General features: G+C 65.2%; 26 protein-coding genes. 13 read left to right on the top strand and 13 right to left on the bottom strand.

Going from position 1 to position 24,580, the window contains the following annotated elements:
* Position 1 precedes the first annotated feature (1 nt).
* Complete coding sequence (locus ABIB24_RS01875; RefSeq protein WP_025339386.1) at positions 2-946, bottom strand: triphosphoribosyl-dephospho-CoA synthase; 945 nt, start codon at positions 944-946, stop codon at positions 2-4.
* On the bottom strand, positions 946-2,607 hold the full coding sequence (mdcA, locus tag ABIB24_RS01870) for a malonate decarboxylase subunit alpha (RefSeq protein ID WP_137164156.1): 1,662 nt from the start codon (positions 2,605-2,607) through the stop codon (positions 946-948). The genes ABIB24_RS01875 and mdcA overlap by 1 nt, the downstream gene beginning before the upstream one ends.
* Positions 2,608-2,972: 365 nt before the next feature.
* On the opposite strand from mdcA, the gene ABIB24_RS01865 reads away from it, so the two are divergent.
* Positions 2,973-4,043 (top strand): enoyl-CoA hydratase/isomerase family protein, encoded by a 1,071-nt coding sequence (locus ABIB24_RS01865; RefSeq protein ID WP_354316029.1) that lies wholly within the window; start codon positions 2,973-2,975, stop codon positions 4,041-4,043.
* A 16-nt stretch (positions 4,044-4,059) separates the two neighbouring features.
* The gene (locus tag ABIB24_RS01860) at positions 4,060-5,211 is read left to right on the top strand and encodes an acyl-CoA dehydrogenase family protein (RefSeq protein WP_075045375.1); all 1,152 of its coding nucleotides are present in this window, start codon (positions 4,060-4,062) and stop codon (positions 5,209-5,211) included.
* Positions 5,212-5,336: 125 nt separating this feature from the next.
* Here ABIB24_RS01860 and ABIB24_RS01855 read toward each other — a convergent pair whose 3' ends face one another.
* A complete protein-coding gene (locus ABIB24_RS01855) occupies positions 5,337-6,089 on the bottom strand; it encodes an anti-sigma factor family protein (protein WP_025339389.1) in 753 nt (250 codons plus the stop codon).
* Positions 6,086-6,607, bottom strand: coding sequence for a sigma-70 family RNA polymerase sigma factor (locus tag ABIB24_RS01850; protein WP_354316028.1), 522 nt, complete (start codon positions 6,605-6,607; stop codon positions 6,086-6,088). Before ABIB24_RS01850 ends, ABIB24_RS01855 begins: the two co-directional genes overlap by 4 nt.
* 124 nt (positions 6,608-6,731) lie before the next feature.
* On the opposite strand from ABIB24_RS01850, the gene ABIB24_RS01845 reads away from it, so the two are divergent.
* The 4 genes from ABIB24_RS01845 to ABIB24_RS01830 all read left to right on the top strand — a co-directional run bounded on the left by ABIB24_RS01845 (position 6,732) and on the right by ABIB24_RS01830 (position 10,232).
* Entirely contained in the window at positions 6,732-7,784 is a 1,053-nt protein-coding gene (locus tag ABIB24_RS01845; protein ID WP_075045377.1) for a catalase family peroxidase, read from the top strand.
* Positions 7,781-8,314 carry a cytochrome b gene (locus tag ABIB24_RS01840; RefSeq protein WP_085591230.1) on the top strand — a complete coding sequence of 178 codons (534 nt, stop codon included), beginning with the start codon at positions 7,781-7,783 and terminating at the stop codon, positions 8,312-8,314. Before ABIB24_RS01845 ends, ABIB24_RS01840 begins: the two co-directional genes overlap by 4 nt.
* An 85-nt stretch (positions 8,315-8,399) precedes the next feature.
* On the top strand, positions 8,400-9,605 hold the full coding sequence (locus tag ABIB24_RS01835; protein WP_354316027.1) for an MFS transporter: 1,206 nt from the start codon (positions 8,400-8,402) through the stop codon (positions 9,603-9,605).
* Between the two features lie 81 nt (positions 9,606-9,686).
* A complete protein-coding gene (locus ABIB24_RS01830) occupies positions 9,687-10,232 on the top strand; it encodes a cupin domain-containing protein (RefSeq protein WP_003248033.1) in 546 nt (181 codons plus the stop codon).
* Positions 10,233-10,327: 95 nt separating this feature from the next.
* On the opposite strand, the gene ABIB24_RS01825 is transcribed toward ABIB24_RS01830, so the two are convergent.
* Positions 10,328-10,939: a 2-hydroxychromene-2-carboxylate isomerase gene (locus ABIB24_RS01825; RefSeq protein WP_354316026.1), complete on the bottom strand. Its 612-nt coding sequence runs from the start codon at positions 10,937-10,939 to the stop codon at positions 10,328-10,330.
* A 31-nt stretch (positions 10,940-10,970) separates the two neighbouring features.
* Positions 10,971-11,702, bottom strand: a complete 732-nt coding sequence (locus ABIB24_RS01820) for an SDR family oxidoreductase (RefSeq protein ID WP_286919088.1) — start codon at positions 11,700-11,702, stop codon at positions 10,971-10,973.
* An 89-nt stretch (positions 11,703-11,791) separates the two neighbouring features.
* Here ABIB24_RS01820 and ABIB24_RS01815 point away from each other — a divergent pair, with 89 nt between their 5' ends.
* Positions 11,792-12,355: a TetR/AcrR family transcriptional regulator gene (locus ABIB24_RS01815; protein ID WP_137164163.1), complete on the top strand. Its 564-nt coding sequence runs from the start codon at positions 11,792-11,794 to the stop codon at positions 12,353-12,355.
* Positions 12,342-12,935, top strand: a complete 594-nt coding sequence (locus ABIB24_RS01810; protein ID WP_274119924.1) for an eCIS core domain-containing protein — start codon at positions 12,342-12,344, stop codon at positions 12,933-12,935. The genes ABIB24_RS01815 and ABIB24_RS01810 overlap by 14 nt, the downstream gene beginning before the upstream one ends.
* 170 nt (positions 12,936-13,105) lie before the next feature.
* On the opposite strand, the gene ABIB24_RS01805 is transcribed toward ABIB24_RS01810, so the two are convergent.
* Entirely contained in the window at positions 13,106-14,098 is a 993-nt protein-coding gene (locus tag ABIB24_RS01805; protein WP_015270181.1) for a bile acid:sodium symporter family protein, read from the bottom strand.
* Between the two features lie 119 nt (positions 14,099-14,217).
* Between ABIB24_RS01805 and ampC the strand changes: the two genes are divergently transcribed.
* Together ampC and ABIB24_RS01795 are read left to right on the top strand one after the other, a co-directional pair.
* Positions 14,218-15,360: a class C beta-lactamase gene (gene ampC, locus ABIB24_RS01800; RefSeq protein WP_085663680.1), complete on the top strand. Its 1,143-nt coding sequence runs from the start codon at positions 14,218-14,220 to the stop codon at positions 15,358-15,360.
* Positions 15,361-15,661: 301 nt separating this feature from the next.
* On the top strand, positions 15,662-15,994 hold the full coding sequence (locus tag ABIB24_RS01795) for a hypothetical protein (protein ID WP_003253895.1): 333 nt from the start codon (positions 15,662-15,664) through the stop codon (positions 15,992-15,994).
* A gap of 46 nt (positions 15,995-16,040) precedes the next feature.
* Here the strand turns inward: ABIB24_RS01795 and ABIB24_RS01790 are convergent, their stop codons facing one another.
* The 4 genes from ABIB24_RS01790 to ABIB24_RS01775 all read right to left on the bottom strand — a co-directional run bounded on the left by ABIB24_RS01790 (position 16,041) and on the right by ABIB24_RS01775 (position 18,214).
* Positions 16,041-16,352: a hypothetical protein gene (locus ABIB24_RS01790; RefSeq protein WP_025339398.1), complete on the bottom strand. Its 312-nt coding sequence runs from the start codon at positions 16,350-16,352 to the stop codon at positions 16,041-16,043.
* 140 nt (positions 16,353-16,492) lie between these two features.
* Positions 16,493-16,681, bottom strand: coding sequence for a hypothetical protein (locus ABIB24_RS01785; RefSeq protein ID WP_003253897.1), 189 nt, complete (start codon positions 16,679-16,681; stop codon positions 16,493-16,495).
* A gap of 138 nt (positions 16,682-16,819) precedes the next feature.
* On the bottom strand, positions 16,820-17,140 hold the full coding sequence (locus ABIB24_RS01780) for a YbjQ family protein (protein WP_003258990.1): 321 nt from the start codon (positions 17,138-17,140) through the stop codon (positions 16,820-16,822).
* Between the two features lie 189 nt (positions 17,141-17,329).
* Positions 17,330-18,214, bottom strand: coding sequence for an EamA family transporter (locus ABIB24_RS01775; protein ID WP_075045384.1), 885 nt, complete (start codon positions 18,212-18,214; stop codon positions 17,330-17,332).
* A gap of 234 nt (positions 18,215-18,448) precedes the next feature.
* Between ABIB24_RS01775 and ABIB24_RS01770 the strand changes: the two genes are divergently transcribed.
* Complete coding sequence (locus ABIB24_RS01770; protein ID WP_085591244.1) at positions 18,449-19,846, top strand: purine-cytosine permease family protein; 1,398 nt, start codon at positions 18,449-18,451, stop codon at positions 19,844-19,846.
* An 89-nt stretch (positions 19,847-19,935) separates the two neighbouring features.
* Here the strand turns inward: ABIB24_RS01770 and ABIB24_RS01765 are convergent, their stop codons facing one another.
* A complete protein-coding gene (locus tag ABIB24_RS01765) occupies positions 19,936-20,691 on the bottom strand; it encodes a class II aldolase/adducin family protein (protein WP_354316086.1) in 756 nt (251 codons plus the stop codon).
* Positions 20,692-20,714: 23 nt separating this feature from the next.
* Positions 20,715-21,758: an ABC transporter substrate-binding protein gene (locus ABIB24_RS01760; protein ID WP_354316025.1), complete on the bottom strand. Its 1,044-nt coding sequence runs from the start codon at positions 21,756-21,758 to the stop codon at positions 20,715-20,717.
* A gap of 176 nt (positions 21,759-21,934) precedes the next feature.
* Between ABIB24_RS01760 and ABIB24_RS01755 the strand changes: the two genes are divergently transcribed.
* Positions 21,935-23,887, top strand: coding sequence for an oxidoreductase (locus ABIB24_RS01755; protein WP_354316024.1), 1,953 nt, complete (start codon positions 21,935-21,937; stop codon positions 23,885-23,887).
* A 40-nt stretch (positions 23,888-23,927) separates the two neighbouring features.
* Positions 23,928-24,527: a helix-turn-helix domain-containing protein gene (locus ABIB24_RS01750; RefSeq protein ID WP_025339404.1), complete on the top strand. Its 600-nt coding sequence runs from the start codon at positions 23,928-23,930 to the stop codon at positions 24,525-24,527.
* Positions 24,528-24,580: the final 53 nt, after the last annotated feature.

Here is a 24,580-nt window from a genome sequence, read left to right as displayed (position 1 = left end):
GTCACAGGCTCCCGGCTTTGTCGAGGAACAGGCAGGCGGCCAGCAGATCGGCGGCGCCGCCCGGTGAGGCATTCAGGTGCAGCAGGTGCTGGTCCAGCCGGCGCAGCTGCCGGCGCCCGGCCAGCGTGGCGCTGCCGCCTTCGCTCAGCACGGTACGGGCGCCGTGCTGGACGGCAGCCAACCCGGTCGGGCCGCTGCGCCAGAGCACGCAGGTATCGTTGAGCACGGCCATGATCGCCAGCAGCGCGTCCAGCCGGGCGTGTGGCTCGCTGGCACCGGCGGCACGGCTGCGCTGCAGTTGTGGCAGGCCGTGACCGATAACCGCCGGGAAACCTTGTTGCGCCTGTTCGCGGGCGCCGCCAGTGCCGTAGCGGCGGCGTACCTGCAGGCCATGGCTGTCTTGGGTGGTCATGGCGGGGTCGTCGAACAGTGCGATGCGACCGGCGCGGGCAGCCAGGGTGTTGGTATCGGCCTGGGTGTCGAGGGCCTTGGATGCTACCAGCAGGCCGAGGGCCCAGATTGCGCCGCGGTGGGTGTTGACCCCGCCGGTGGCGGCCAGCATCGCCGCCTCGCCTTCGCGGCCGAGCCGGCCCAGGGTGGCGCGCAGGGGCTGGCCGAGGGTGCCGATGGCCTGGGCGGCTTCGGCGATGTTGCGCAGGCATGGCCACAGGGCCAGGGCCGAGGCATGCATCAGGGCCAGGGTCATGTCGTGGTGGGCGCCGTTGCCACGGCGGTCGACCAGGCCGGGTTTGGGGGACAGGTCGGCTTCGTCGATCAGGGCTTCCACGGCCAGGTCGGCCAGGTGGTCGGCCAGGGGTAATTCGGTTGCTTGTGCTGGCCTCTTCGCGGGTGAACCCGCTCCCACAAGGATCGCGCAATTTCCAGATGCATCACTATTCCTGTGCTGGCGAAGAAGCCCATGCGGTTGCAAGTCGAGTGCTTTCATCACCAGCTCCTGAACCGTGCAGGCGGGTTGTAGAGGCCGCCCGACCATTCGACCAGATCGGCGATGCTGCGCGCAGCCAGCAGTTCGCGGCTGGCGTCGGTGCGGCGGATGCCGAGGTCTTCGGGCAAGGCGACCAGGCCTTGCTGGCGCAGGCGCTGAGTGTCCTTGGGGTCGTGCCGCAGGCCGATGGCGGTAACCCCGGCCACGGCGGCGATCATCTGCTGGCGCTCTTCCAGGCTGCGGGCCTTGTACAGGTAGGCAATGCCCTCCTCGGTCAGCAGGTGGGTGACGTCGTCGCCATAGATCATCACCGGCGCCAGCGGCATGCCGGCTTTCCTGGCCACTTCCACGGCATCGAGGGTTTCCACGAAGGTGGGCTTGCCGCCTTCCTGGTAGGTCTCGACCATCTGCACCACCAGCTTGCGACCGCGTTCGAGCATGGTTTCCGGCACGGTCATGTCGAGCCAGGCCGGGGTCGCATGGCGCCGGCCACGGGGGTCGTGGCCCATGTTCGGGGCACCGCCGAAGCCGGCCAGGCGGCCGCGGGTCACGGTCGAGGAATGGCCATCGCCATCCACCTGCAGGGTGGCGCCAATGAACAGGTCGACGGCGTACTGCCCGGCCAGCTGGCACATCATGCGGTTGGAACGCAGCGAACCATCACGGCCGGTGAAGAACACGTCCGGGCGCTGGGCGATGTAGTCCTCCATGCCCAGCTCGGTGCCGAAGCAGTGCACGCTTTCCACCCAGCCGGTCTCGATGGCCGGGATCAGCGTCGGGTGCGGGTTGAGTGTCCAGTTGCGACAGATCTTGCCCTTCAGGCCCAGGGACTCGCCATAGGTGGGCAGGATCAGTTCGATGGCGGCGGTATTGAAGCCAATGCCATGGTTCAGCGACTGCACCTGGTGTTTTTCGTAGATGCCGCGAATGGCCATCATCGCCATCAGCACGTGCACCGGCTTGATATGGCGCGGGTCGCGGGTGAACAGCGGCTCTATATAGAAAGGCTGGTCGGCAACCACCACGAAATCGACCCAGGATGCCGGGATATCGACCCGTGGCAGGTCATCCACGCGGTCCACCAGCTGGTTGACCTGGGCAATGACGATGCCGTCGCTGAACGCGGCCGGCTCCACCAGTGCCGGGGTGTCTTCGGTGCTGGGGCCGGTGAACAGGTTGCCATCGCGATCGGCCATGAAACCAGCCACCAGGGTGACGTTGGGTATCAGGTCGACCAGCAGCCGCGAGTACAGCTCGATATAGGTGTGGATGGCACCGACTTCGAGCAGGCCGTCTTCCAGCAGCTGGCCAATGCGCAGGCTCTGCGGGCCGGCGAAGGAGAAGTCGAGCTTGCGGGCGATGCCATGTTCGAACAGGTCCAGGTGCTCGGCGCGGCTCACGCTGGGCATGATCATGTGCAGGTCGTGCAGGCGCCCAGGGTCGACCTTGGCCAGCGCACGCGAGAGGAAGTCGGCCTGCTTCTGGTTGTTGCCTTCGAGCACTACCCGGTCGCCGGGAGCCAGCAGCAGTTCCAGGGCTTCGACGATACGCTCGGTGGGCAGCACCACGCCGTCGGCGAGGTGTCGGACCCGGTCAAGGCGGCGCTGCTTTTCGGCGCGCCGCCGCGACCATTGCGGCGGTGGATTCTTGGTTGTTGTCATGGTGACTCCACGGGTTCGCTGTCGTGGGCGTCACCTTAGGGCTGGGGTGGTTGGGGGATCAATCAAGCTACTGGCGCTTTCGTTACTGTCAGGTTAATGATTCAGTGACGCTTTGCTTTTTGTAGGAGCAGCCTTGTGCTGCGAAGAGGCCCTGACGGCCATAGAATGTCCTTAGCCATGCCGGCGCTTTCGCAGCACAAGGCTGCTCCTACAGGGAGCGCGCTACCTTCGGGCAGGGCAAAAATGCACGATGCCCTTGCACAATTGTCGATTGTGCAAGGCAAATTCGCATGACAGGATCCTGCGATCCTCCAGCGAACTCCAGACTTCACTTGGAAAATCAATAACAAAGCAGGGAGAACGCAATGACTGCGCACGCTCATACCTCGGCAACCGACCATGTGCTGGCCGAGGTCCGCAACCAGATCGGCCATCTGACCCTGAACCGCCCCGCCGGCCTCAATGCCCTGACCCTGGACATGGTCCGCAGCCTTCGCCAGCACCTCGACCTGTGGGCCGAAGACCCGCACGTGCACGCCGTGGTACTGCGTGGCGAGGGGCCCAAGGGTTTCTGCGCCGGTGGCGATATCCGCTCGCTGCACGACAGCTTCAAGGCCGGCGAAACGCTTCATGAGAGCTTCTTTGTCGAGGAATACGCCCTTGACCTGGCCATCCACCGCTACCGCAAGCCGGTGCTGGTGCTGATGGACGGCTTCACCCTCGGTGGCGGCATGGGCCTGGCCCAGGGCTGCGACCTGCGCGTGGTCACCGAGCGCAGCCGCCTGGGCATGCCCGAAGTGGCAATCGGCTACTTCCCGGATGTAGGTGGCAGCTACTTCCTGTCGCGCATCCCTGGCGAGCTGGGCACCTACCTGGGCGTCAGCGGCAGCCAGATCCAGGCAGCCGATGCGCTGTACTGCGGCCTGGCCGACTGGTACCTGGCCAGCGACCAGCTGGCAGCCTTCGACAAGGGCCTGGACCAGCTGCATTTCGGCGACCAGCCACTCAAGGACCTGCAGAACCTGCTGGCCAAGCTCGGCACCCAGGTGCTCGACGATGCGCCGCTGGAAAAACTGCGCCCGGTCATCGACCACTTCTTCGCCCTGTCCGACGTGCCTGCCATCGTCGAGCAACTGCGTGCAGTGAGCATTGGCGACAGCCACGCCTGGGCCGTGGCCACCGCCGACCAGCTGGAAAGCCGCTCGCCGCTGGCCATGGCGGTTACTCTGGAGATGCTGCGCCGGGGTCGCCACCTGAGCCTTGACGACTGCTTTGCCATGGAGCTGCACCTGGACCGCCAGTGGTTCCAGCACGGCGACATCATCGAAGGCGTGCGCGCGCTGATCATCGACAAGGACAAGCAGCCACGCTGGAACCCGCCGACCCTGGCCGCGTTGCAACGCCAGCGGGTCGACCAATTCTTCGAAGGCCTGTGAGCCCGGGAGTACACAGATGCAAGACCTGGAACTGAGCGAAGAACAGATCATGATCCGCGACATGGCCCGGGACTTTGCCCGTGGCGAGATCGCCCCGCATGCCCAGGCCTGGGAAAAGGCCGGCTGGATCGACGATGGCGTGGTACGCAAGATGGGCGAACTGGGCCTGCTGGGCATGGTGGTGCCGGAAGACTTTGGCGGCAGCTACACCGACTACGTCGCCTACGCCCTGGCGGTGGAAGAGATCGCCGCCGGCTGCGGTGCCACCGGAGCGATGATGAGCATCCACAACTCGGTGGGCTGCGGCCCGCTGCTGGCCTACGGCACGGCCGAACAGCAACAGCAGTGGCTGCCACGCCTGGCCACCGGCGAGGTGATCGGCTGCTTCTGCCTGACCGAGCCACAGGCCGGTTCCGAGGCGCACAACCTGCGCACCCGCGCCGAGCTGGTGGATGGCCAGTGGGTGATCAACGGCGCCAAGCAGTTTGTCAGCAACGCCCGCCGCGCCGGGTTGGCCATCGTCTTCGCGGTGACCGACCCGGAGCTGGGCAAGAAGGGCCTGTCGGCGTTCCTGGTGCCAACCGACAACCCGGGCTTCAAGGTCGATCGCAGCGAGCACAAGATGGGCATCCGCGCTTCCGACACCTGCGCGGTCACCTTCGACAACTGCCGCATCCCTGCCGCCAACATCCTCGGTGAGCGTGGCAAGGGCCTGGCCATCGCCCTGTCCAACCTCGAGGGCGGCCGTATCGGCATTGCTGCCCAGGCACTGGGCATTGCCCGCGCCGCGTTCGAGGCGGCGTTGGTCTACTCGCGTGATCGGGTGCAGTTCGGCAAGCCGATCAACGAACACCAGAGCATCGCCAACCTGCTGGCCGACATGCAGGTGCAGGTGAATGCCGCGCGCTTGCTGATCCTGCATGCCGCGCGCCTGCGTAGCGCCGGCAAGCCGTGCCTGTCGGAGGCCTCGCAGGCCAAGCTGTTCGCTTCGGAAATGGCCGAGCGGGTGTGCTCGATGGCGATCCAGGTACATGGCGGGTATGGCTACCTGGAGGATTACCCGGTGGAGCGCTACTACCGCGATGCGCGGATCACGCAGATCTATGAAGGGTCGAGCGAGATCCAGCGGATGCTGATTGCGCGGGAGTTGAAGCACTATCCGCTGTAATCGGCCTTGTGTCGCGATAGGGCCGCATAGCGGCCCCAGCAAATTGTGCATCGAAGCTGACATCCTGGGGCCGCGTTGCGGCCCTTTCGCGACACAAGGCCGCTCCTACAGGGACCGCGCATCTGTTACAAACCCAACCGCAACGCCTCCCCCACCCCCGCCCCGCGCACATCGTCTGCCGCGCTGACCAGGGCAAAGTTGTAGGCCCCATGCGACCAATACCGCGCCTCCAGCTGGCCATCCACCCGCTGCCCGTCCGGCATGCGCCGATACTGATCACCTGGTGAGCGCAGGAACAGGCTGATGCGCTGGCCCTTGCCATCCTCGAACACCAGCAGCGCCGCCGGCCCCTGCTCATTGCTCAGCAGGCGCGCGCCCACCGGCTTGAAGCCGTAGCCCGCCAAGTCCGGCAACTGGCCCACGCGGCTGAAGTGGCGCCCCAGCCAGTCACGCAACTGGCCCGGGTCGCTGGCCTGGATATCCAGCGCCTGGCTACCGGCAAACAAACGGTGTGCCTGGACGGCATCGGCCATCGGCAGGTCGGCACGCGCCAAGGTCGCGTCGCGCACCTGCCAACCGCCCAGGCCACCCACGCCCAATGCCAGCAGCAACACCGCCGCCGTGGCCCAGCGGCGCTGGCGGCGTTGGCGCAATTGCCGGCGCAACTGCCCCAGGTCCAGCTGCGCCGCCCCAGGCACTTCGCCAAACCCGGCCAGTGCCGTACGCAGGCGGCGGGCGTCGGCACGCCAACCCTCGACCTTGGCCGCGGCCTGCGGGTTGGCCGCCAGCCAGGCCTGCACTTCGGCCCGGCGCACAGGCTCCAGGCGCTCGTCGACATAAGCGTGCAGTTCGTCTTCGCTGGGGATCAGGCGCGTCATTTCAGTCTCCGCAAGGCCGGGGGCTGGGGGCTGCCCTCGGTCAGTTCGCGCAAGGCATTGCGGGCGCGCGACAGGCGCGACATCACAGTGCCGATAGGGATACCCAGGGCCTGGGCGGCCACCTTGTAGCTCAAACCCTCGATGCTGACCAGCAGCAACAGCGCACGCTGTTCTGCCGTGAGCCGGGCGAAAGCCTGCAGGTCGGCCTGGGCCAGGACAATGGCCTCGAGGTTGCCGCCAACCGGCTCGTCGTCGCGCTCAGCGCGGCCGAACCAGGACAGCCAGCGCGCATGCAGGCGCTCGCGGCGCTTACCGTCGAGGAACAGCCGATAAAGGATGGTGAACAGCCAGGCCCGCAGGGCATCGGCGTCGCGTTGCTGGTCGCGCCGGCTCAAGGCCCGCTCGACCGTGGCCTGCACCAGGTCGTCGGCGCTGCCCGGCTCGCGGGTCAGCCACACGGCAAAGCGGCGCAGGCGGGCCAGCAGCTCGCGCCACTGGTGGTCGTCCAGATCATGCATGGCAAAGTCCTGGCCTCTGGGGCTGTCAGTGTAAGAGGCAGACGCCTGTGAGGAAAATCTATTCCCGGCAATGGAATAAGTTTTTCCCTGCGCCGTCGTACCGGCACCTTCACCGAACCGGACAATGACCATGAACTCACCCCTGCACGGCCCGGCCAAGGCCCTGCGCCTGGCCGCCATCGGCGCCGTGATGCTGGGCGCGGGCGCCGCCTTTGCCTATGCCGCCGGCTGGCTTGGCGAAACCCGCCTGACCCCACAGCGCATCATCGACACCTTCGAAGCCCAGGCCGGGCATTACCCGGGTTACCGCAAGAACCACGCCAAGGGCCTGTGCGTCAGCGGCTACTTCCAGCCCAGCGGGCAGGCCGCCAGCCTGTCCACGGCACGGGCGTTCAGCCAGCCGCGGGTGCCAGTGATCGGCCGCTTCGCCATCGGCGGCGCCAACCCGTTCGCGCCGGATACCGGCATACCAGTGCGCAGCCTGGCCATCGAGCTGAGCACCGACGACGGGCAGGTCTGGCGTACCGGCATGAACAACCCGCCGGTGCTGGCGGTAAGCACGCCACAAGCCTTCTATGAACAGGTGCTGGCGGGGGCGCCAGACCCGGCCACCGGCAAGCCGGACCCGGGCAGACTGCAGGCGTTCTTCGCCGCCCACCCCGAAAGCGCGGCGTTTCGCCAATGGGCGGCAGGCTACAAGCCCAGCAACAGCTTCGCCAGCACGCAGTACCACAGCATCAACGCCTTCCGCCTGATCGACGCAAGCGGTGCAGCCCACCCCGTGCGTTGGCAACTGGAGCCGCAAACAGCGTTTGCCGCCCTGCCTGCCCAAGTCGATGACAAACAGTTCCTGCAGCACGACCTGCAGCAAAGACTGGCCCAAGGGCCGCTGCGCTGGACCCTGCGCCTGGTGCTGGCGGAGCCTGGCGATGCAGTGGACGACCCTGCCAGCCCCTGGCCTGCCGAACGACGCAGCGTGGACGCCGGCACGCTGGTACTGGAGCAGGTCGACGGCCCCGAGCAAGGTGCCTGCCGTGACCTCAACTTCGACCCACTGATCCTGCCCCGGGGCATCCAGGCCTCCGCCGACCCGATCCTCGCCGCCCGTTCGGCCGCCTACTCGGAATCCTTCAACCGCCGCAGCCGCGAATCGCTCGGCACCGGAGCCCACCCATGAAAACCGACGCCTTCCACCCCCTCGCCCGCCTGTTGCACTGGCTGATGGCCGTGCTGATCCTGGCCATGTTGTTCATCGGTGTGAGCATGGTCGCCGACCTGTCGCCGCGCCACCCCGTGCTGATCGGGTTGCACAAGGCAACCGGCCTGGCCCTGCTGGTGCTGGTGCTGCTGCGCATCGCCGTTCGCCTGGCCTTGCCCCACCCAGCCCTGCCGCACGACCTGCCCACACTGCAACGCTGGGCAGCCGGGGCCTCGCACCTGCTGCTCTATGGCCTGATGCTGGCCATGCCGCTGCTGGGCTGGGCCATGCTGTCGGCCGGTGGCTACCCCCGCCCGCTGGGCTTGCCGGCGATTGCCCCGCATGACCTGCAGTTGTACGCCGTGCTGCGCCAGGCCCATGGCTGGGCCGGCTACCTGCTGTTCGCCACGGTGCTGGTGCATGTGGGGGCGGCCTTGATGCACGCGTGGGTGCGTCGCGATGGCGTGTTGCGTAGCATGTGGCCTGGCCCACTGCGCCGCAGCGAATGACGCTCGGCAGCCCAGGGGGTCGACAATCGATAATAATTCCCAACAAGATCGGCTTTCTATTTGCCGTACCGCCCTGGACTGCCCTATGAATGTCGCAAAGGATCCTGCCACACTCGCACCCGCCAGTACCCTGGACTTGCGCCCCCTGCTGCTGGCCAACATGGCCTGTACCATGTCGATGATGGCCTTCGTCGCCCTGATCGGCCCGATCGCCCGCCAGCTCGGCATGGCCACCTGGCAAGCCGGTGCCGCCGTGACCGTGGCGGGCGTGGTCTGGGTGCTGCTGGCCCGGCCCTGGGGGCGCGCCGCAGACCGCCTGGGCCGTCGGCGCATCCTGCTGCTGGGCAGCGCCGGTTTCACCCTGGCCTACTGGCTGCTGTGCCTGTTCGTCGAAGGTGCGCTGCGCTGGCTGCCGGGGGCGACCTTGGCCTTTATCGGCCTGATGGTCGCGCGCGGCTGTATCGGCGCCTTCTATGCTGCCATCCCGGTGGGCTGCAATGCGCTGATCGCCGACCATGTCGAACCGCAACGCCGGGCCCGGGCCATGGCCTCGCTGGGGGCGGCCAACGCCGTCGGCCTGGTGGTGGGGCCGGCGCTGGCGGCGCTGCTGGCGCGGCATAGCCTGAGCCTGCCGTTCCATATCATGTCGCTGCTGCCGGCCAGTGCCTTTCTGGTCCTGCTGTTCACCCTCAAGCCGCAGGCGCTGCCGCACAGCCATGCCCCCAACCCGGTGCGGCTGAACGACCCGCGCCTGCGCCGGCCCTTGCTGGTGGCGTTCAGCGCCATGCTCAGTGTCACGGTATCGCAGATCATCGTCGGTTTCTTTGCCCTCGACCGCCTGCACCTGGGCCCTGCCGAGGCGGCCCAGGCCGCCGGCATCGCCCTGACCACGGTGGGTGTGGCGCTGATCCTGGCGCAGGTGCTGCTGCGCCAGCTGGAATGGCCGCCGTTGAAGATGATCCGGGTCGGCGCCACGGTTTCGGCCCTGGGCTTTGCCTGCGGCTCGCTGGCCACCACGGCGCCCTGGCTGTGGGCTTGCTACTTTGTCGCGGCGGCGGGCATGGGCTTCGTCTTCCCGGCGTTTTCGGCGCTGGCGGCCAATGCCATGCACGCCTCCGAGCAAGGCGCCACGGCCGGCTCCATCGGTGCTGCCCAGGGCATGGGCGCAGTGATCGGGCCGCTGGCCGGCACCTTGGTTTATGCCGTCGATCCACGCTTGCCGTTCCTGGCGGTGGCGGCACTGTTGCTGCTGGTCGGGTCATGGCCGATGCCCCGCGATCAGCGGGCCTGACAAGCACAGCGCGCAAGCGCGCAGAGTGTGTTTTAATGCGCATCGCTCATTATTATTGACACCTCTGATTACAAGGCGGCTATGGACACGGGGACGCGACTCAAACTGGTGCGTGAACGCAACAACCTCTCCCAACGGGAACTGGCCCGCCGCAGCGGGCTGACCAATTCGACGATCTCGCAGATCGAGCAGAATCGTGTCAGCCCTTCGGTCAGCTCCCTGAAAAAACTGCTCGAAGGCATTCCGATGAGCCTGGCGGAGTTCTTCAGTTTCGACGAGCCGGTGCGCGAAGAGCGCTACGTGTTCCGTGGCGGCGAGCAGCCAGACCTGGGCCGCAACGGCCTGCGCATGCTGCTGGTCGGCGCCAGTGTCGAAGGCCGGCAGATGCGCATGCTGCGTGAACTGTATGCACCGGGCGCCGATTCGGGCGAACCGATCGTGCATGCCGAGGGTGAAGAGTGTGGCCTGGTCACCCGCGGCACCGTCGAGTTGTGGGTCGATGGCCAGGTGAGCGTGCTCAACTCGGGCGACGGGTACTACATCCCCACTACCCTGCCGCACAGTTTCAAGAACATCGGCCCGGACGAGGCCGAGATCATCAGCGCCAATACCCCGGCGAATTTCTGATTGCTTTATGCGTGGGGGATGGCACCGGCTTCGCCGGTGTTCGCGGCTGAAGCCGCTCCCACAGGGAAGGCGCCAACCCTGTGGGAGGGGCGCCTTCAGGTAAGGCTGTCGACACCCTGACGCAGGGCCTCTTCGACAAAGTCCAGGCGGTCCTGCCCGAAGAACATCTCGTCACCGACAAAACAGGTCGGCGCGCCGAACACCCCGCGCTCCACTGCCTCTTCCGTCGCGTGCCTGAGCGCGGCCTTCACCTCGTCATCACCCGCCAGCGCGCGAAATGCCTGCGGATCGAAGCCGCCTTGGCTCAGCGTGTCGTCGAGGACGGCGTTATCGCCCAGGTTACGGCGCTGCGCAAACAGCCCATTGAACAGCACCGCCAGCAACGCCTCGAACCGCTCCGGCGAACGCAGTTGGGTGCCCACTGCCCCGCGCATCAGGGTCAAGGTATTGACCGGGAACCCCGGCGGCAACTCGAACGGTACCCCATAGCGCGCGGCGAAGCGCGCCAGGTCGGTGAACATGTAACGGCCCTTGGCCGGGATCATCACCGGCGAGGCGTTGCCGGTGGCCTGGAAAACCCCGCCCAGCAGCATCGGCCGGTAGCGCAGCGTGGCACCCTGGCGGGCACACAGGCCAGGCAGTTGCGTCCAGGCCAGATAGCTGGCCGGGCTGCCCAGGTCAAAAAAGAAATCGACAGTCTTGTTCATGTGGTTACGGTCCTTGCTCGGTGAAAGGGGCTTACCAACGTTCCATCCAGGGGCGCAGGTCCAGCTCGAAAGTCCAGGCGTCGCGGGGCTGGGCGTGCAGGAACCAGTAGCTGTCGGCGATGTGGGCCGGGTCGAGGATGCCATCCTGGTCCTTGAGGGAGTAGCGCTCGGGGAAAGTGTCACGGATGAAGGCGGTGTCGATGGCCCCGTCAACCACCACGTGGGCGACATGGATGTTCCGCGGCCCCAGCTCGCGCGCCATGCTCTGGGCCAGGGCGCGCAAGGCGTGCTTGGCCCCGGCGAATGCCGCAAAGCCCGCCGCGCCACGGGTGCCGGCAGTGGCGCCGGTGAACAGGATGGTGCCGCGCTCGCGCTGGACCATGCGCCGGGCCACCGCCTGGGCGGTGAGGAAACCGGCAAAACAGGCCATCTCCCAGATCTTGAAGTATTTGCGCGGGGTTTCCTCGAGAATGCTACAGGGCACATTGGCACCGATATTGAACACAAACGCTTCGATCGGGCCGATATCACGCTCGATGGTTTCGACCAGCGCCGCCACCTCCTCCTCCTTGCGCGCATCGGAGCCGAAACCGTGGGCCTGGCCGCCGGCAGCGCGGATTTCGTCCAGCAGCGGCTGCAGCTTGTCAGCCTGGCGCCGGGTAACACAGGCAATGTAGCCCTCGCGGGCAAAGCGCTTGGCGATCTCGCCGCCGGTAGCATCCCCCGCGCCAATCACGAGCACCACTTTTTGTTGTTCTGTCATGCCTGCCTCCATTGGTGAATGATCGTTTAGTAAACGAACGCTATGTTATGATCGCCGCCACCGTCAAGCCCGCCTGCAGAGGCAACTGAATGCGCTACACCAACGAACACAAGCAGCAAACCCGCGAGCGGCTGCTGGCCAGCAGCGGCGCGCTGGCCAAACGCGGGGGTTTTTCCAGCACTGGCGTGGCCGGGCTGATGAAGGCGATCGGCCTGACCGGCGGCGCTTTCTACAACCACTTCCCGTCCAAGGACGACCTGTTCACCGAGGTAGTGCGACAGGAACTGTGCAACAGCCCGCTGGCCCGCCTGGCCAACCAGGGCGCCAGCCGCGAACGCCTGGGCCGTTGCCTGCAGCAGTACCTGAGCCTGGCACACCTGCACAATGCCGAAGGTGGCTGCCCGCTGCCGCCATTGGGGGTGGAGATTGCCCGGGCCGAAGCACCCGTGCGCGCCGTGGCCGAGCATTGGCTGGTGGAGCTGCACCAGGCCTGGAGCGCGACCCTGGAGGACGATGAATTGGCCTGGGTGCTGATCAGCCAGTGCGTCGGCGCCTTGCTGGTCGGGCGCATGCTGGCCACTGAAAGCGTGCAGTCGCAGGTACTGGATGCCAGCCGCCACTTTGTCGAGAAGGCCCTGCATGAAGCGGATTAGTCTACTGCTGGGGCTACTGCTGAGCCTGCCTGCACTCGCCGAACAGGCCTGCCCGCCAGGGCAGTACCAGGTGTGCCTGATGGGGTGTTTCTGTGCGCCCATCGACCCCGGGCAGGCCGGGCAGATTTTCAAGGACGTGGAAGTGCTGGCTTCGTCCAGCCTGACCTACGCCCTGCAGCAGGCCCGCGACGAAGCCACCGCCAGCGGCGTCGAGCCGATCCCTTTGCATATCCGTGCGCAACTCGAACCCTGGTACGACTTTGCCGTGCTGGACGCGGCGCGCTTCCGGGTGGGTGACGAACAACAGATGAGCGCAGCCAATGCGCTGCTGCAGAACCCCGACGTGAACGCCGTGACGCTGATCGACACGATCATCTTCCGCCGCCCCGCCGATGCCGAGGACAACGTGGCGTTGTGGGCACACGAGCTCAAGCATGTGCAGCAGTATCAGCAACTGGGTGTGGAAGAGTTCGCCCGGCGCTACACGCGCAACTACGACGAGCTGGAAGCGCCGGCCTACAAGATCGAGGGCGAGGTAAGCAAGGCGCTGCGCGAGCGTGTTTCAGGGCAGGCCAGATAATTCCTGGTCATTGCGCGGTCGCCGTGTAGGAGCGGCCTTGTGTCGCGAAAGGGCTGCGCAGCAGCCCCTCGATTTCAGCTTGAAGCAGATATTGCCGGGGCCGCTTTGCGGCCCTTTCGCGACACAAGGCCGCTCCTACACGGCGACCGCATCAGTGGCCAAGCCAGGTGTCAGGACGCCGCAGAAGCTTCTTCAGCCACCTGCTCACGGCTGGCATAACGCTGCGCCAGCACCGCACAGACCATCAGCTGGATCTGGTGGAACAGCATCAGCGGCAGGATCATCGCGCCAATGCCACTGCCGACGAACAACACCTGTGCCATTGGCACCCCGGTAGCCAGGCTCTTCTTCGAACCGGCGAACAGGATGGTAATGCGGTCCTCCAGGTCAAAGCCCAGCAGCTTGCCGAGCAGCCGGGTACCGTACAGCACCACTGCCAGCAAAATCCCGCACACGGCAAACAACCCGGCCAGGTGCTGCGGCGATACCGTGTGCCACAGCCCGGTGACCACCGCCTCGCTGAACGCGGTGTAGACCACCAGCAGGATCGAGCCCTGGTCCACCACCTTGAGCCAGCGCGCATTGCGCTTGACCCACGCACCGATCCAGCGCCGGGCGACCTGCCCAGCCACGAACGGCACCAGCAGCTGCAGGGTGATCTTCAGCACCGCATCCAGGCCGGAACCGGTATCGCCGCTGGCCCCCAGCAACATCATCACCAGCAACGGCGTGAGGAAGATACCCAGCAGGCTGGATGCCGCCGCGCTGCAAATGGCCGCTGGCACGTTGCCACGCGCCAGCGAGGTGAAGGCGATGGCCGACTGCACGGTGGCCGGCAAGGCACACAGGTAGAGCACGCCCAGGTACAGCTCGTTGCCCACCAGCGGCACGAACAGTGGCTTGAATGCCAGGCCCAGCAACGGGAACAGCACGAAGGTGCAGGAGAACACCAGCAAGTGCAGGCGCCAGTGCCCGGCACCGGCGATGATCGCCTCGCGCGACAGCTTGGCGCCATGCAGGAAGAACAGCAGGCCGATGGCCAGGTTGGTCAGCCAACCAAAATACACCGCGCCGTCGCCCGAGCAAGGCAGCACGGTGGCAATCAGCACCACCCCGAGCAAGGCCAGGGTGAAATTGTCGAATAACATGCGCAAATACTTCATCACAGTTTCCGTCTTGTCATTGTGCAAGGGCAGACGATAAGGTCTTCGGTTTTTCGCCGCTAACGCCGGAACCCCCACCGGTGTCGCTCAACGGACACGCTCCAGCACAGGACCCGCTCATGCCCCTCTCCCGCCTGGCTGCACTTGCAGCCGCCATCACGCTCACCCTGGGCTACAGTGCCGCCCAGGCCGACGACCAGTTGCAGGCCAAGGTCGACCAGATCATCCGCCCGCTGATGCAGGAGCAAGGCATCACCGGCATGGCCGTGGCCATCTATGCTCGCAACCACGCGCACTACTTCAGCTATGGCGTGGCCAGCAAGGCCGACAATGTGCCGGTCAGCCGCGACACGCTGTTCGAGATCGGCTCCCTGAGCAAGACCTACACCGCCACTTTGGCCGCACTGGCCAGCGCCGAAGGCAAGCTGGACCTCGATGCCCCGGCCAAGCGCTATCACCCGGCCCTCGCCGGCGCCCCCATCGGCGACGCAAGCGTGCTGGAGCTGGGCGCCTACAGTGCCGACTGCCTGCCATTGCAGTTCCCGGATGCGGTGCAGACGCCGCAGCAGGTGGTCGATTTCTTCCGGCACTGGCAACCCCGCGCCAAACCTGGCACCCAGCGCTGCTACTCGAACCCCAGCCTGGGCCTGTTCGGTGACCTGGCCGCCCGCGCGCAGCATCAGCCGTTTTCCACGCTGATGAGCGAGGGCCTGCTGAAACAGATGGGCCTGGAAAACACCTATCTGCAGGTCCCGGCCAGCGCCCAAGGGTTGTATGCCCAGGGCTACGACAGTGCCGACAAGCCGGTGCGTGTCGGCCCCGGCCCTTACGCCGACGAAGCCTACGGCATCAAGACCAGCGCCAGCGACCTGCTGCGCTATGTGCGCCTGCACATGCAGCCGGAGGGGCTGCCACCGGCGCTGGCGCAAGCCACGGCCATCACCCAGCGGGGCTACTTCCAGGTCGGCGCCATGACCCAGGGCCTGGGCTGGGAGCGTTACCCCTACCCGGTCACGCTGGGCACACTGGTCGATGGCAACGGCCCGCAGCTTATCCGGGAACCGCAGGCAACCACGCGCTTGCATCCAGCCCTGCCGCCGCTGCCGGCAGCCTGGTACAACAAGACCGGCTCGACCAATGGTTTCGGCGCCTACGCCGCGTTCGTGCCCGCCGAACAGCTGGCCGTGGTGTTGCTGGCCAACCGAAATTACCCGAACGAAGCCCGGGTGCGCGCGGCCTTCGACATTCTGTCCGGGCTTTAGTGCGGGCAGCGATTGTCGAACAAAACGACACGATGTAGTGGCTAAAAATATTCACTACAAAATGGTTGACGCCGTTCATCGCCCTTGGGCATGATGAAGCCGTCTCCCCGATCGGGAGCGGTGGCAAGGGTGTTCCAGACGGCCTGCGCGGTAACGCAGGCCGTCCGTGGAGAGGGAAACTGTCCAAAAGGCAGCGTGAGAAAGCCCCTGTTGCGATGCTGCTGTAGCAGCCTTGGTAGTGCGCTACACCGTGGTAGCGCCAACTGTGAAAAATCACCTACGAATGGGTAATGGGGGCTTTATGATGAACTTGAACAACAATCCGACTATCGACCAATTGGCCCAGCTGTTCGCCGTACGCAAGGACAGCCTTGACGACCATCTGCTGTGGGTCAGCCAGACCGGTGAAGTGCGCCTCGACCGCCTGCCACCGAACACCGTCGAAGATGAATTCGAAGAGCACCTGCCCAGCATGCGTGCCCGCTTCAAGGTCTACCGCCGTGGCCAAGGCTACGTCGGCAAGAAGGCCGCCGCCGACACCGAGTTCGTTGGCCGCGTCCTGCAGACCCTGCAACAAGAATGGCCCGCTGCCCGTGAGCAGCAGGCAGTCAAGGTGATCGAACCGCTCAACTGAGGGTTCCCACCCTTACCTGAGCCCGGCCCGCATAGGCCGGGCTTTTTCATGCCTGGCGCCGCTGGCTGCGGGGCGCTGGCAGCGGCAAGGCGCCGGTTGCCATCGCCCGGGCACGGTCGACACCCCACACCAGGGCGCGGGTCATGGTCTCGCCTGGCCGTGCGGGGTAATACTCCTCCAGCAATGCTCGCCCATCCCCGGCATACAGCCCCAGGAACAGCTGGGTCGCCCCCAGGCGCGACAAGCGCACCTGCACGTCCAGCGTGGTGCCGTCACTGAGTGCTTCGTCGTGGCAGCGGCTGTGCAGCTGGGCGTCGGCCCATTGCCAATAGGTCTCTTCCCTGACTCGCATGAGCATTCAATCCTCCGTTGCTGGAATGCCGCGCAAGAAAACCACAGCCTTGGCCATCCTGCGAGCGCTACCCGGCAATGCCATGAGGCGGATCAAGAAATGGCAATAAAAACCCCGCCATTCGGCGGGGTTGTGCTGGAGCGGGATCACTTCTTCAGCGGAACCCGCGGCATGAAGCGGCCTTTTTTGCTGCGCTGCAGGTGTGCAGGCTGGAGCTGTTCGGAATCATCCAGCGTCATGTGGGCGAAGCCCAGGCGGAATGCCGCCTGGCCGCAACGCACCTGGCTGTTGATGGGGAACGCGTCGTTCAGGTCTTCGAAAAAGGATTCGCTCATGCCCTGTCTCCCTCCAGTGGCGGACGCGTCGGCAACCAGAACAGTTGCTCCACCAAACGCGACCTGTGAAAGTGAGACTAGCTGGTCATTTGCGGACCGCCCGGACCGAGGCCCTGGACCCGACCAGCGGCAGACGCTCTACTTCAGGCGCACCGCTGTGCCGGTAGCAAATACCACGACCATGCCGCCCTGTACCGACGGCATGCTGATCTCGAAATCCACCCCCACTACCGCATCGGCTTGCAACTGGCGTGCCCGCGCCTTCAGTTCTTCGGTGGCCTGTTCCCGGGCTTCGCGCAGTGCGCTTTCCAGGGTTTGCGAACGGCCACCGAAGAAGTCGCGAAAACGTGCAAAGAAATCGCGCACGAAGTTGATGCCCTGCACCGATTCGGAGCTGACCACGCCCAGGTATTCGGCAATCGGGCGGCCTTCGAGCTGGCTGGTGGTGGAAATGATCATGGGGTGCACTCCATTGGCCTGGCAAAAGAGGCCGATTCTAACAGAGCGCCCTGTTTGCAACGCGCATTTGTGGGAGCGGCCTTGCGTCGCGAAAGGGCCGCAACGCGGCCCCAGGATCTCAACAGCATGCAGAAACCCGGGGCCGCTTCGCAGCCCTTTCGCGACGCAAGGCCGCTCCCACAGAGTCAGCTACGCGCTGACAGCTTTTAACCGGCGCCCAAGCCTTGCGCCGAACACGTTCACCAGCAACCCAGCCATCACCAGCAATGCGCCCCAGCCCTGGGTCGCGGTCAAACGCTCGCCCAGCAACAACGCCGACGAACTCAGGCCAATCACCGGCACCAGCAGCGAGAACGGCGCCACCTTGCCGGCCGGGTGGCGCGACAGCAGCTTGCTCCACAGGCTGTAGCCGAGCATGGTGGCGACAAACGCGAGGTAAGCCAGGGCCAACACCGAACTCCAGCTGATATTGGCAAGGGCATGGCCAATACGCTCCGGCCCCTCCAGCCACCAGGACAATGCCAGGAACGGCAGTGGCGGAATCAACCCGCCCCAGATCACCAGCGCCACCAGGTCAACCGAGCCAAAGCGCCGGGTAATGATGTTGCCCATGCCCCACATGGCGCCGGCACACAGGGTCAGCACCAGCGCCAGCATCGGCACATGCCCGCCGTCTTCGCTGCCGATAAGCGCCAGGCCGCTGGCGGCCACCAGCAGCCCCAGCACGCTGGCCAGGCGCAGCCGCTCGCCAAGGAACAGCGCGGCAAAGCCGAGGGTGAAGAATGCCTGCGACTGCAGGATCAGCGAGGCCAGCCCTGGCGGCATGCCGCTGTACATGGCCTGGAACAGGAAAGCGAACTGGCCCAACGAAATGGTCGCACCATAGGCGATCAGCCAGCGCCAGGGCAGCTTGGGCCGCTTGACCAGCAAGATCGCCGGGAACGCCACCAGCAAGAAGCGCAATGCCCCCAGCAGCATCGGCGGCAACCCATCGAGGCCAACCTTGATGACCACGAAGTTGACTCCCCAGGCAACAATCACCACCAGGGCGATGAGCAGGTCCTTGAGCGGCATTGCGACATCCTTCTTCAAGCTTTCTAGACATATTTCGTTACAGCATAAGGCTATTCCTTCGACAGGGACCAGCACAGTTGCAACCCATCATTGCGCAACAGCACGACTGTTTCACTCGCAAGAGATGGCTTGACCACACTTGTATATACATGCTCATATCATGCGAGGTCATCCGCCTTGCGTCCCGCCGATGACTGACTCGCTTACACAAAAACAATGAAGCGGAGCCACTGAATGTCCAGCAAACCCGTACTCGAGCGGCGCTCGATCGACTACATACCCGAGACTGAACGCCATGGACGCGTGTACAGTCAGTTCACCCTGTGGCTCGGAGCCAACCTGCAGATCACGGCAATCGTGACCGGCGCCCTGGCCGTGGTGCTCGGTGGCGACGTGTTCTGGTCGCTGATCGGCCTGCTGCTCGGTCAATTGATCGGCGGCGCGGTCATGGCCCTTCATGCCGCTCAAGGTCCTCGTCTGGGGCTGCCGCAGATGATTTCCAGCCGCGTGCAGTTCGGGGTCTACGGCGCGGCCATACCGATGGTGCTGGTATGCCTGATGTACCTGGGCTTCACCGCCACCGGCACGGTGCTCTCCGGACAGGCGATCGGCCAATTGCTCGACGTCAGCGACAGCACTGGCATCCTGATTTTCGCCAGCATAATCGTGCTCGCCACCCTGGCCGGATACCGGGTGATCCACTGGATCGGCCGAATCGCCAGCGTGCTGGGCATCATTGCCTTCGTCTACCTGTTCAGTCGCATCATGATGCTGGCCGACATCGGGCAGTTACTCGACAACCGCCACTTCAGTTGGGCATCGTTCCTGCTCGCCGTATCACTGGCTGCGTCCTGGCAGATCGCCTTCGGCCCCTATGTGGCCGACTACTCGCGCTATCTGCCAAGCAGTACATCGCCAGTGAGGACCTTCCTCGCCGCAGGCCTGGGCTCGGTGATCGGTGCCCAGGCATCAATGATCCTCGGGGTGTTCGCCGCCGCCATCGCCGGTGCCCAGTTCTCCGGTCACGAAGTGGCCTACATCGTCGGCCTGGGTGGCGCCGGTAGCACCGCAGCGCTGCTGTATTTCTGCATCGCCTTTGGCAAGGTGACCATCTCGACGCTGAACTCTTATGGCAGCTTCATGTGCATCGCAACCATCATCAGCGGCTTCCGCGGCCACCTGGCGATCAGCCGTGCGCAGCGCCTGCTGTTCGTACTGGGCATCGTCGGCGCCGCCACCCTGGTGGCCTTGCTTGGCCAGCATTCGTTTCTCAGCGCGTTCAAGTCCTTCATCCTCTTCCTGCTGACGTTCTTCGTGCCATGGAGCGCGGTCAACCTGGTCGACTACTACTTCATCACCAAGGAGCGTTACGACATCCCCGCCCTCGCCGACCCGCAAGGCCGATACGGCCGCTGGAACTGGCCTGGAATCATCGTCTACACCGTGGGCGTGCTGATACAGATGCCGTTCATCGACACCAAACTGTACACAGGGCCGCTGGTCGCGCACCTGGGCGGTGTGGATATTTCGTGGCTGATCGGCCTGGTAGTGCCGAGCGTGCTGTACTACTGGGTGGCACGGGGGCGGGCGCACGAGGCACCGGCAGCGATGATCGTGCCTGAGGTCCGGTAAGCCCCTCGCCAACAGCGTAGAAACGTCTTGCCCTCGCGCCGCAAACGCGATGCGAGGGCAAAACGGCTTTCACCACGAGCGCGCCAATGTCAACGACGATAGTCCGGCGCGACTCGCTCCAACATCCGCAACAACGCCGCCCACGCCAGCTGCAGCGCATCCGGATCCGCCAGCTCGCCCTGCTTCAACCCCCGCCCCGGATCATTGAACTGCCGCTCGGTATGCCTACACACTTCGGCGGGCGGTAACATCACCTGCCCGGCACTCTGTGCCGCCAACTGGATCTCGCACGCCTTCTCCAGGTAGTACATGCGCAGGAACGCTTCGGCCACGCTGCGCCCGGTGGTCAGCAGGCCATGGTTACGCAGGATCATCACCGGCTTGTCGCCCAGGTCGGCTACCAGCCTTCGCTGCTCATCCATGTCCAGCGCAATCCCTTCATAGGCGTGGTACGCCACCTTGCCATAAAACTCCATGGACATCTGGTTGAGCGGCAGCAGCCCACATTCCAGCGCCGCCACCGCACAACCTGCCCGGGTGTGGGTGTGCAGCACACAACGGGCATCCTCGCGGGCAGCATGGATGGCGCTGTGGATGACGAAACCGGCCGGGTTGACCGGGTGCGGCGTCGCTTCCACTGGCCGGCCTTGCAGGTCGATCTTCACCAGGCTGGAGGCCGTGATCTCATCGAACAGCAAGCCGTACGGGTTGATCAGGAAGTGGTGCTCCGGCCCCGGCAGGCGCAGGGAAATATGGGTGAATATCAGGTCGCTCATGCGGAAGTGGGCGATCAGCCGATAGCAGGCGGCCAGCTCCTGGCGCAGGCTTTGTTCCGTTGCGGTCATCATTGTTATTCCTTTGCAGAACGCTATTTGCTGGCCCACGCATTGAAGCGCTGTTCCAGCTCTTCGCCATGGTCGACCCAGAATTCCACATTCATCGCCAACGCCCCCTGCAGGTTCTGCGGCGAAGTAGGCACCCAACTGGCCAGGGACGGGTCGAGCTTCGCTGCCGCCTGGGTGTTGGTCGGCCCATAGGGGATCTGCTGCACATAACGCACCTGGGTGTCCGGCTGGTTGGCGTAGGCAATCAGCCGCTTGGCCTGGTCGACATGCCGCGAGCCCTTGATGATCGCCCAGTAATCCATGCCATACAGGCTGCCAGGCCAGACCACTGCCAGCGGGCTGCCCTGCTGGGCCGCCACGGCGATGCGCCCGCTGTAGGTCGAGGTCATCACCACGTCACCCGCCGCCAGCCACTGGGCAGGCTGGGCCCCGGCGTCCCACCACTGGATATGCGGCTTGAGTTCGCTGAGTTTGGCAAAGGCACGCTCGACCCCGGCCGGAGTGGCAAGTACCTTGTAGACATCCTCGACCTTGACCCCGTCGGCCATCAGGGCGAACTCCAGGTTGTACACCGCACGCTTGCGCAGACCGCGCTTGCCCGGGTACTTGCTAACGTCCCAGAAGTCGGCCCACGACGCAGGCGCCTGGGTCAGCTTGCTGCGGTCATAGGCAATGGCCACGCTCCATACCAGCGCGGCCGAGCCGCAGGCTTGTGCCGCGTCGGCAATCAGTTCACCCGCATGGCCCATGCGCTGCCAGTCCAGCTGCTCGTAGATGCCCTCGTCGCAGCCACGCATCAGGTCAGGCCCTTCGATCTGCACCACATCCCAGTCGACATTGCCGGTGTCGGCCATTACCTGGATCCGTGCCATTTCGCCGTTGTACTCGCTCTGGATCAGCTTGCTGCCATCCTGGGCACTGAACGGTTTGAAGATCGCCTCGTCCTGGGCTTTCTGGCCGGCACCACCATAGCCGACCACGACCATCTGCGGTGCCGCTTGGGCACTGCCCAGGCCCATGGCCAGCAACGCTGCGCAAAGGCTGCTTACACGTGGGAATACCTGCATCGTAGTTGCCTCCTGTCGGTGCCCGAGGGGCCCGTTTTCTTGTTGTTGTGAGGTCACGCCCTCGCCATGAGGGTGAGAAAAACCTAGTCGTCGAACAGTAAAAAAACAAGTTGATTTTTTACTGACGCTACACTTTCATAAAAAAACAAGAACAACACCGCACCGGAGCCGCCTGTATGCAGACCGCCTTCCCTCACCTGTTCGAAGCCTTGCAGATCCGCGGCAAACGCTTGAAGAACCGCATCATGTCCACCGGCCACGACACCTGCCTGCCTACCGACAACCTGGTTAACGACAAGCTCATCGCCTACCAGCGCGCCCGCGCCGCCGGTGGCGTCGGCCTGATCGTGCTGCAGGTGGCCGGGGTGCATGACAGCGCCCGCTACACCTCGCATGTGCTGATGGCCACCGACGATGCCTGCATCGACGGCTATCGCCAGCTTGCCGAGGCCTGCCATGAGCATGGCACCGTGGTGCTGTCGCAACTGTTCCACCCCGGGCGGGAGATCATGGAGTCGGCGGACGGCTTGCTGGCGGTGGCCTACTCGGCGTCCGCGGTGCCCAATGAACGCTTCCGGGTGATGCCACGCGCGCTGGACCAGGCAATGATTGACGAGATCGTCCAGGGCTATGCCAGCGCTGCCCGCCGCCTGCACCAGGCCGGGCTGGATGGCGTTGAAGTGGTAGCCAGCCATGGCTACCTGCCTGCGCAGTTCCTCAACCCGCGGGTGAACCAGCGCACGGATGGCTACAACGGTGAGCTCGAACAGCGCCTGCGGTTCCTGCGCGAAGTGCTGGCCGCCGTACGCGTGGCCACCGACGAGCAGTTCATCATCGGCCTGCGCATCAGTGCCGACGAGCGCGACAGCCAGGGGCTGAGCGAGGACGAATCGCTGGCTGCAGCGGTTGCCTTGCAGGGCCAGCTCGACTACCTGCACATCGTGGCCGGCACATCGGCATCCCTGGGCGGCGCCGTGCATATTGTGCCGCCGATGGCCATTCAACCGGCCTACCTGGCCCGGGAGGCCGGCACCTTCAAGCAGCACCTGGGCATCCCGCTGTTCGTCACCGGGCGTATCAACCAGCCCCAGGAAGCCGAACTGATCCTGGCTCGTGGCCAGGCCGATGTCTGCGGCATGACCCGTGCTTTGATCTGTGACCCGCAGATGCCGAACAAGACTGAGCATGGCCAGGTCGAGGACGTACGTGCCTGTATCGCCTGCAACCAGGCTTGCATCGGGCACTTCCACCGTGGCCTGCCCATTTCCTGCATCCAGCGGCCGGAAACCGGCCGCGAATTGCAGTACGAGCAACTGTCCATCACCACCCACCCCAAGCGCATCCTCGTGGCCGGTGGCGGGCCCGCCGGCATGAAAGCCGCCGCCGTGGCCGCTGCGCGCGGGCATCAGGTCACGCTGTACGAGGCTGGCCCGCAGCTCGGTGGCCAGGTGCTGCTGGCCCAGTTGCTGCCACGGCGCAGCGAGTTCGGTGGCGCCAGCACCAACTTGCAGCGGGAAATGGCCCTGGCAGGCGTGGAAGTGGTGCGCAACACCCGGGTCGACCGCGCACTGGTCGAACGAGAACGCCCCGACCTGGTGATCGCGGCCACCGGTGCCACCCCCTACTGGCCGGCCTTCGAGCGCACCGGTGAGCTACAGGTGGTGGATGCCTGGCAAATACTGCGCAATGAAGCAAAACCGGGGCGCTCGGTGCTGGTGATCGACTGGCGCTGCGACTGGATCGGCCCCGGCATCGCCGAACGCCTGGTACGCGAGGGCCACCAGGTGCAACTGGCGGTCAATGGCACCCATTGCGGCGAAAGCCTGCCGCTGTACGTGCGCGACCAACTGGCCGGCGAGCTGCATCGCCTGGGTATTCCCGTCACACCGTATGCCCGCCTGTATGGCAGCGACGACAACACGGTGTACCTGCAGCACACCGCCAGCGGCGAACCGATGATCTTCGAAGGTATCGACACCCTGGTACTGTGCCTGGGCCATCAACCGGAAGACCGCCTGGCCACGGAGCTGGCCGGCCTGGTCGAGGTGCGCCGCATTGGCGACTGCCTGGCGCCGCGTACCGCCGAAGAAGCGATTCACGATGGCCTGACGGTTGCCTGGGCGCTCTGAGGCTGTACATACTGCGGCTTTTCACGATGGACCGACGTGCATGAGCCAACTCCCCCAGCCCCCCGCCAGCGAAGCCGGGGGCGCCGCGCCGCAGTTTCTCGGCAGCCGCATTCGCGGCCTGCGCAAACGCCGTGGCATGACCCTGGCGGAGCTGGCCACGCACAGTGAACTGACTGCTGGCTACATCAGCCAGCTGGAGCGCAACCTCTCCTATCCATCGATTCCGGCGCTGTTCAACATCGCCCGCAGCCTGGGGGTGACCATCCAGTGGTTCTTCGCCAGCGAAGCCACCACTGCGCCCGAGGACCAGGGCTATGTGGTACGGCGCAACAGCCGTCTGAGCGTGCATTACGAAGATGGCATCGTCGATCAACTGCTCACGCCCCAGCCCAACCGCCAGCTGGAAATCCTGCATTCGCGCTTCCCTCCGGGCAGCTACAGCCAGCAGAGCTACAGCCACGACGGTGAGGAGGCCGGCTACATCCTCAGCGGCAGCTTCGAGCTATGGGTAGGCGAGCGGCATTTCCAGCTGGGTGAAGGGGACAGTTTCAGCTTCTCGAGCCAGGAACCGCACCGCTATGGCAACCCCGGCGAGGTGGATGCCGTGGTGATCTGGGTGATCACGCCGCCAACATTCTGAAGCATGCTCGCTCCCCAACATCCAGCAACAGGGTCTACCTTGTTACCCGAACT

This window comes from Pseudomonas sp. UYEF17 (assembly GCF_040546125.1).
GTDB classification, from domain to species: domain Bacteria; phylum Pseudomonadota; class Gammaproteobacteria; order Pseudomonadales; family Pseudomonadaceae; genus Aquipseudomonas; species Aquipseudomonas putida_Z.
This window is presented reverse-complemented; position numbering and strand designations above follow the sequence as displayed.

Bases quoted from the DNA above. Each gene is read 5' to 3' on its own strand.
- ABIB24_RS01875 (WP_025339386.1), bottom strand. From the start codon at position 946: ATGAAAGCACTCGACTTGCAACCGCATGGGCTTCTTCGCCAGCACAGG.
- mdcA (WP_137164156.1), bottom strand. From the start codon at position 2,607: ATGACAACAACCAAGAATCCACCGCCGCAATGGTCGCGGCGGCGCGCC.
- ABIB24_RS01865 (WP_354316029.1), top strand. From the start codon at position 2,973: ATGACTGCGCACGCTCATACCTCGGCAACCGACCATGTGCTGGCCGAG.
- ABIB24_RS01860 (WP_075045375.1), top strand. From the start codon at position 4,060: ATGCAAGACCTGGAACTGAGCGAAGAACAGATCATGATCCGCGACATG.
- ABIB24_RS01855 (WP_025339389.1), bottom strand. From the start codon at position 6,089: ATGACGCGCCTGATCCCCAGCGAAGACGAACTGCACGCTTATGTCGAC.
- ABIB24_RS01850 (WP_354316028.1), bottom strand. From the start codon at position 6,607: ATGCATGATCTGGACGACCACCAGTGGCGCGAGCTGCTGGCCCGCCTG.
- ABIB24_RS01845 (WP_075045377.1), top strand. From the start codon at position 6,732: ATGACCATGAACTCACCCCTGCACGGCCCGGCCAAGGCCCTGCGCCTG.
- ABIB24_RS01840 (WP_085591230.1), top strand. From the start codon at position 7,781: ATGAAAACCGACGCCTTCCACCCCCTCGCCCGCCTGTTGCACTGGCTG.
- ABIB24_RS01835 (WP_354316027.1), top strand. From the start codon at position 8,400: ATGAATGTCGCAAAGGATCCTGCCACACTCGCACCCGCCAGTACCCTG.
- ABIB24_RS01830 (WP_003248033.1), top strand. From the start codon at position 9,687: ATGGACACGGGGACGCGACTCAAACTGGTGCGTGAACGCAACAACCTC.
- ABIB24_RS01825 (WP_354316026.1), bottom strand. From the start codon at position 10,939: ATGAACAAGACTGTCGATTTCTTTTTTGACCTGGGCAGCCCGGCCAGC.
- ABIB24_RS01820 (WP_286919088.1), bottom strand. From the start codon at position 11,702: ATGACAGAACAACAAAAAGTGGTGCTCGTGATTGGCGCGGGGGATGCT.
- ABIB24_RS01815 (WP_137164163.1), top strand. From the start codon at position 11,792: ATGCGCTACACCAACGAACACAAGCAGCAAACCCGCGAGCGGCTGCTG.
- ABIB24_RS01810 (WP_274119924.1), top strand. From the start codon at position 12,342: ATGAAGCGGATTAGTCTACTGCTGGGGCTACTGCTGAGCCTGCCTGCA.
- ABIB24_RS01805 (WP_015270181.1), bottom strand. From the start codon at position 14,098: ATGAAGTATTTGCGCATGTTATTCGACAATTTCACCCTGGCCTTGCTC.
- ampC (WP_085663680.1), top strand. From the start codon at position 14,218: ATGCCCCTCTCCCGCCTGGCTGCACTTGCAGCCGCCATCACGCTCACC.
- ABIB24_RS01795 (WP_003253895.1), top strand. From the start codon at position 15,662: ATGATGAACTTGAACAACAATCCGACTATCGACCAATTGGCCCAGCTG.
- ABIB24_RS01790 (WP_025339398.1), bottom strand. From the start codon at position 16,352: ATGCTCATGCGAGTCAGGGAAGAGACCTATTGGCAATGGGCCGACGCC.
- ABIB24_RS01785 (WP_003253897.1), bottom strand. From the start codon at position 16,681: ATGAGCGAATCCTTTTTCGAAGACCTGAACGACGCGTTCCCCATCAAC.
- ABIB24_RS01780 (WP_003258990.1), bottom strand. From the start codon at position 17,140: ATGATCATTTCCACCACCAGCCAGCTCGAAGGCCGCCCGATTGCCGAA.
- ABIB24_RS01775 (WP_075045384.1), bottom strand. From the start codon at position 18,214: ATGCCGCTCAAGGACCTGCTCATCGCCCTGGTGGTGATTGTTGCCTGG.
- ABIB24_RS01770 (WP_085591244.1), top strand. From the start codon at position 18,449: ATGTCCAGCAAACCCGTACTCGAGCGGCGCTCGATCGACTACATACCC.
- ABIB24_RS01765 (WP_354316086.1), bottom strand. From the start codon at position 20,691: ATGACCGCAACGGAACAAAGCCTGCGCCAGGAGCTGGCCGCCTGCTAT.
- ABIB24_RS01760 (WP_354316025.1), bottom strand. From the start codon at position 21,758: ATGCAGGTATTCCCACGTGTAAGCAGCCTTTGCGCAGCGTTGCTGGCC.
- ABIB24_RS01755 (WP_354316024.1), top strand. From the start codon at position 21,935: ATGCAGACCGCCTTCCCTCACCTGTTCGAAGCCTTGCAGATCCGCGGC.
- ABIB24_RS01750 (WP_025339404.1), top strand. From the start codon at position 23,928: ATGAGCCAACTCCCCCAGCCCCCCGCCAGCGAAGCCGGGGGCGCCGCG.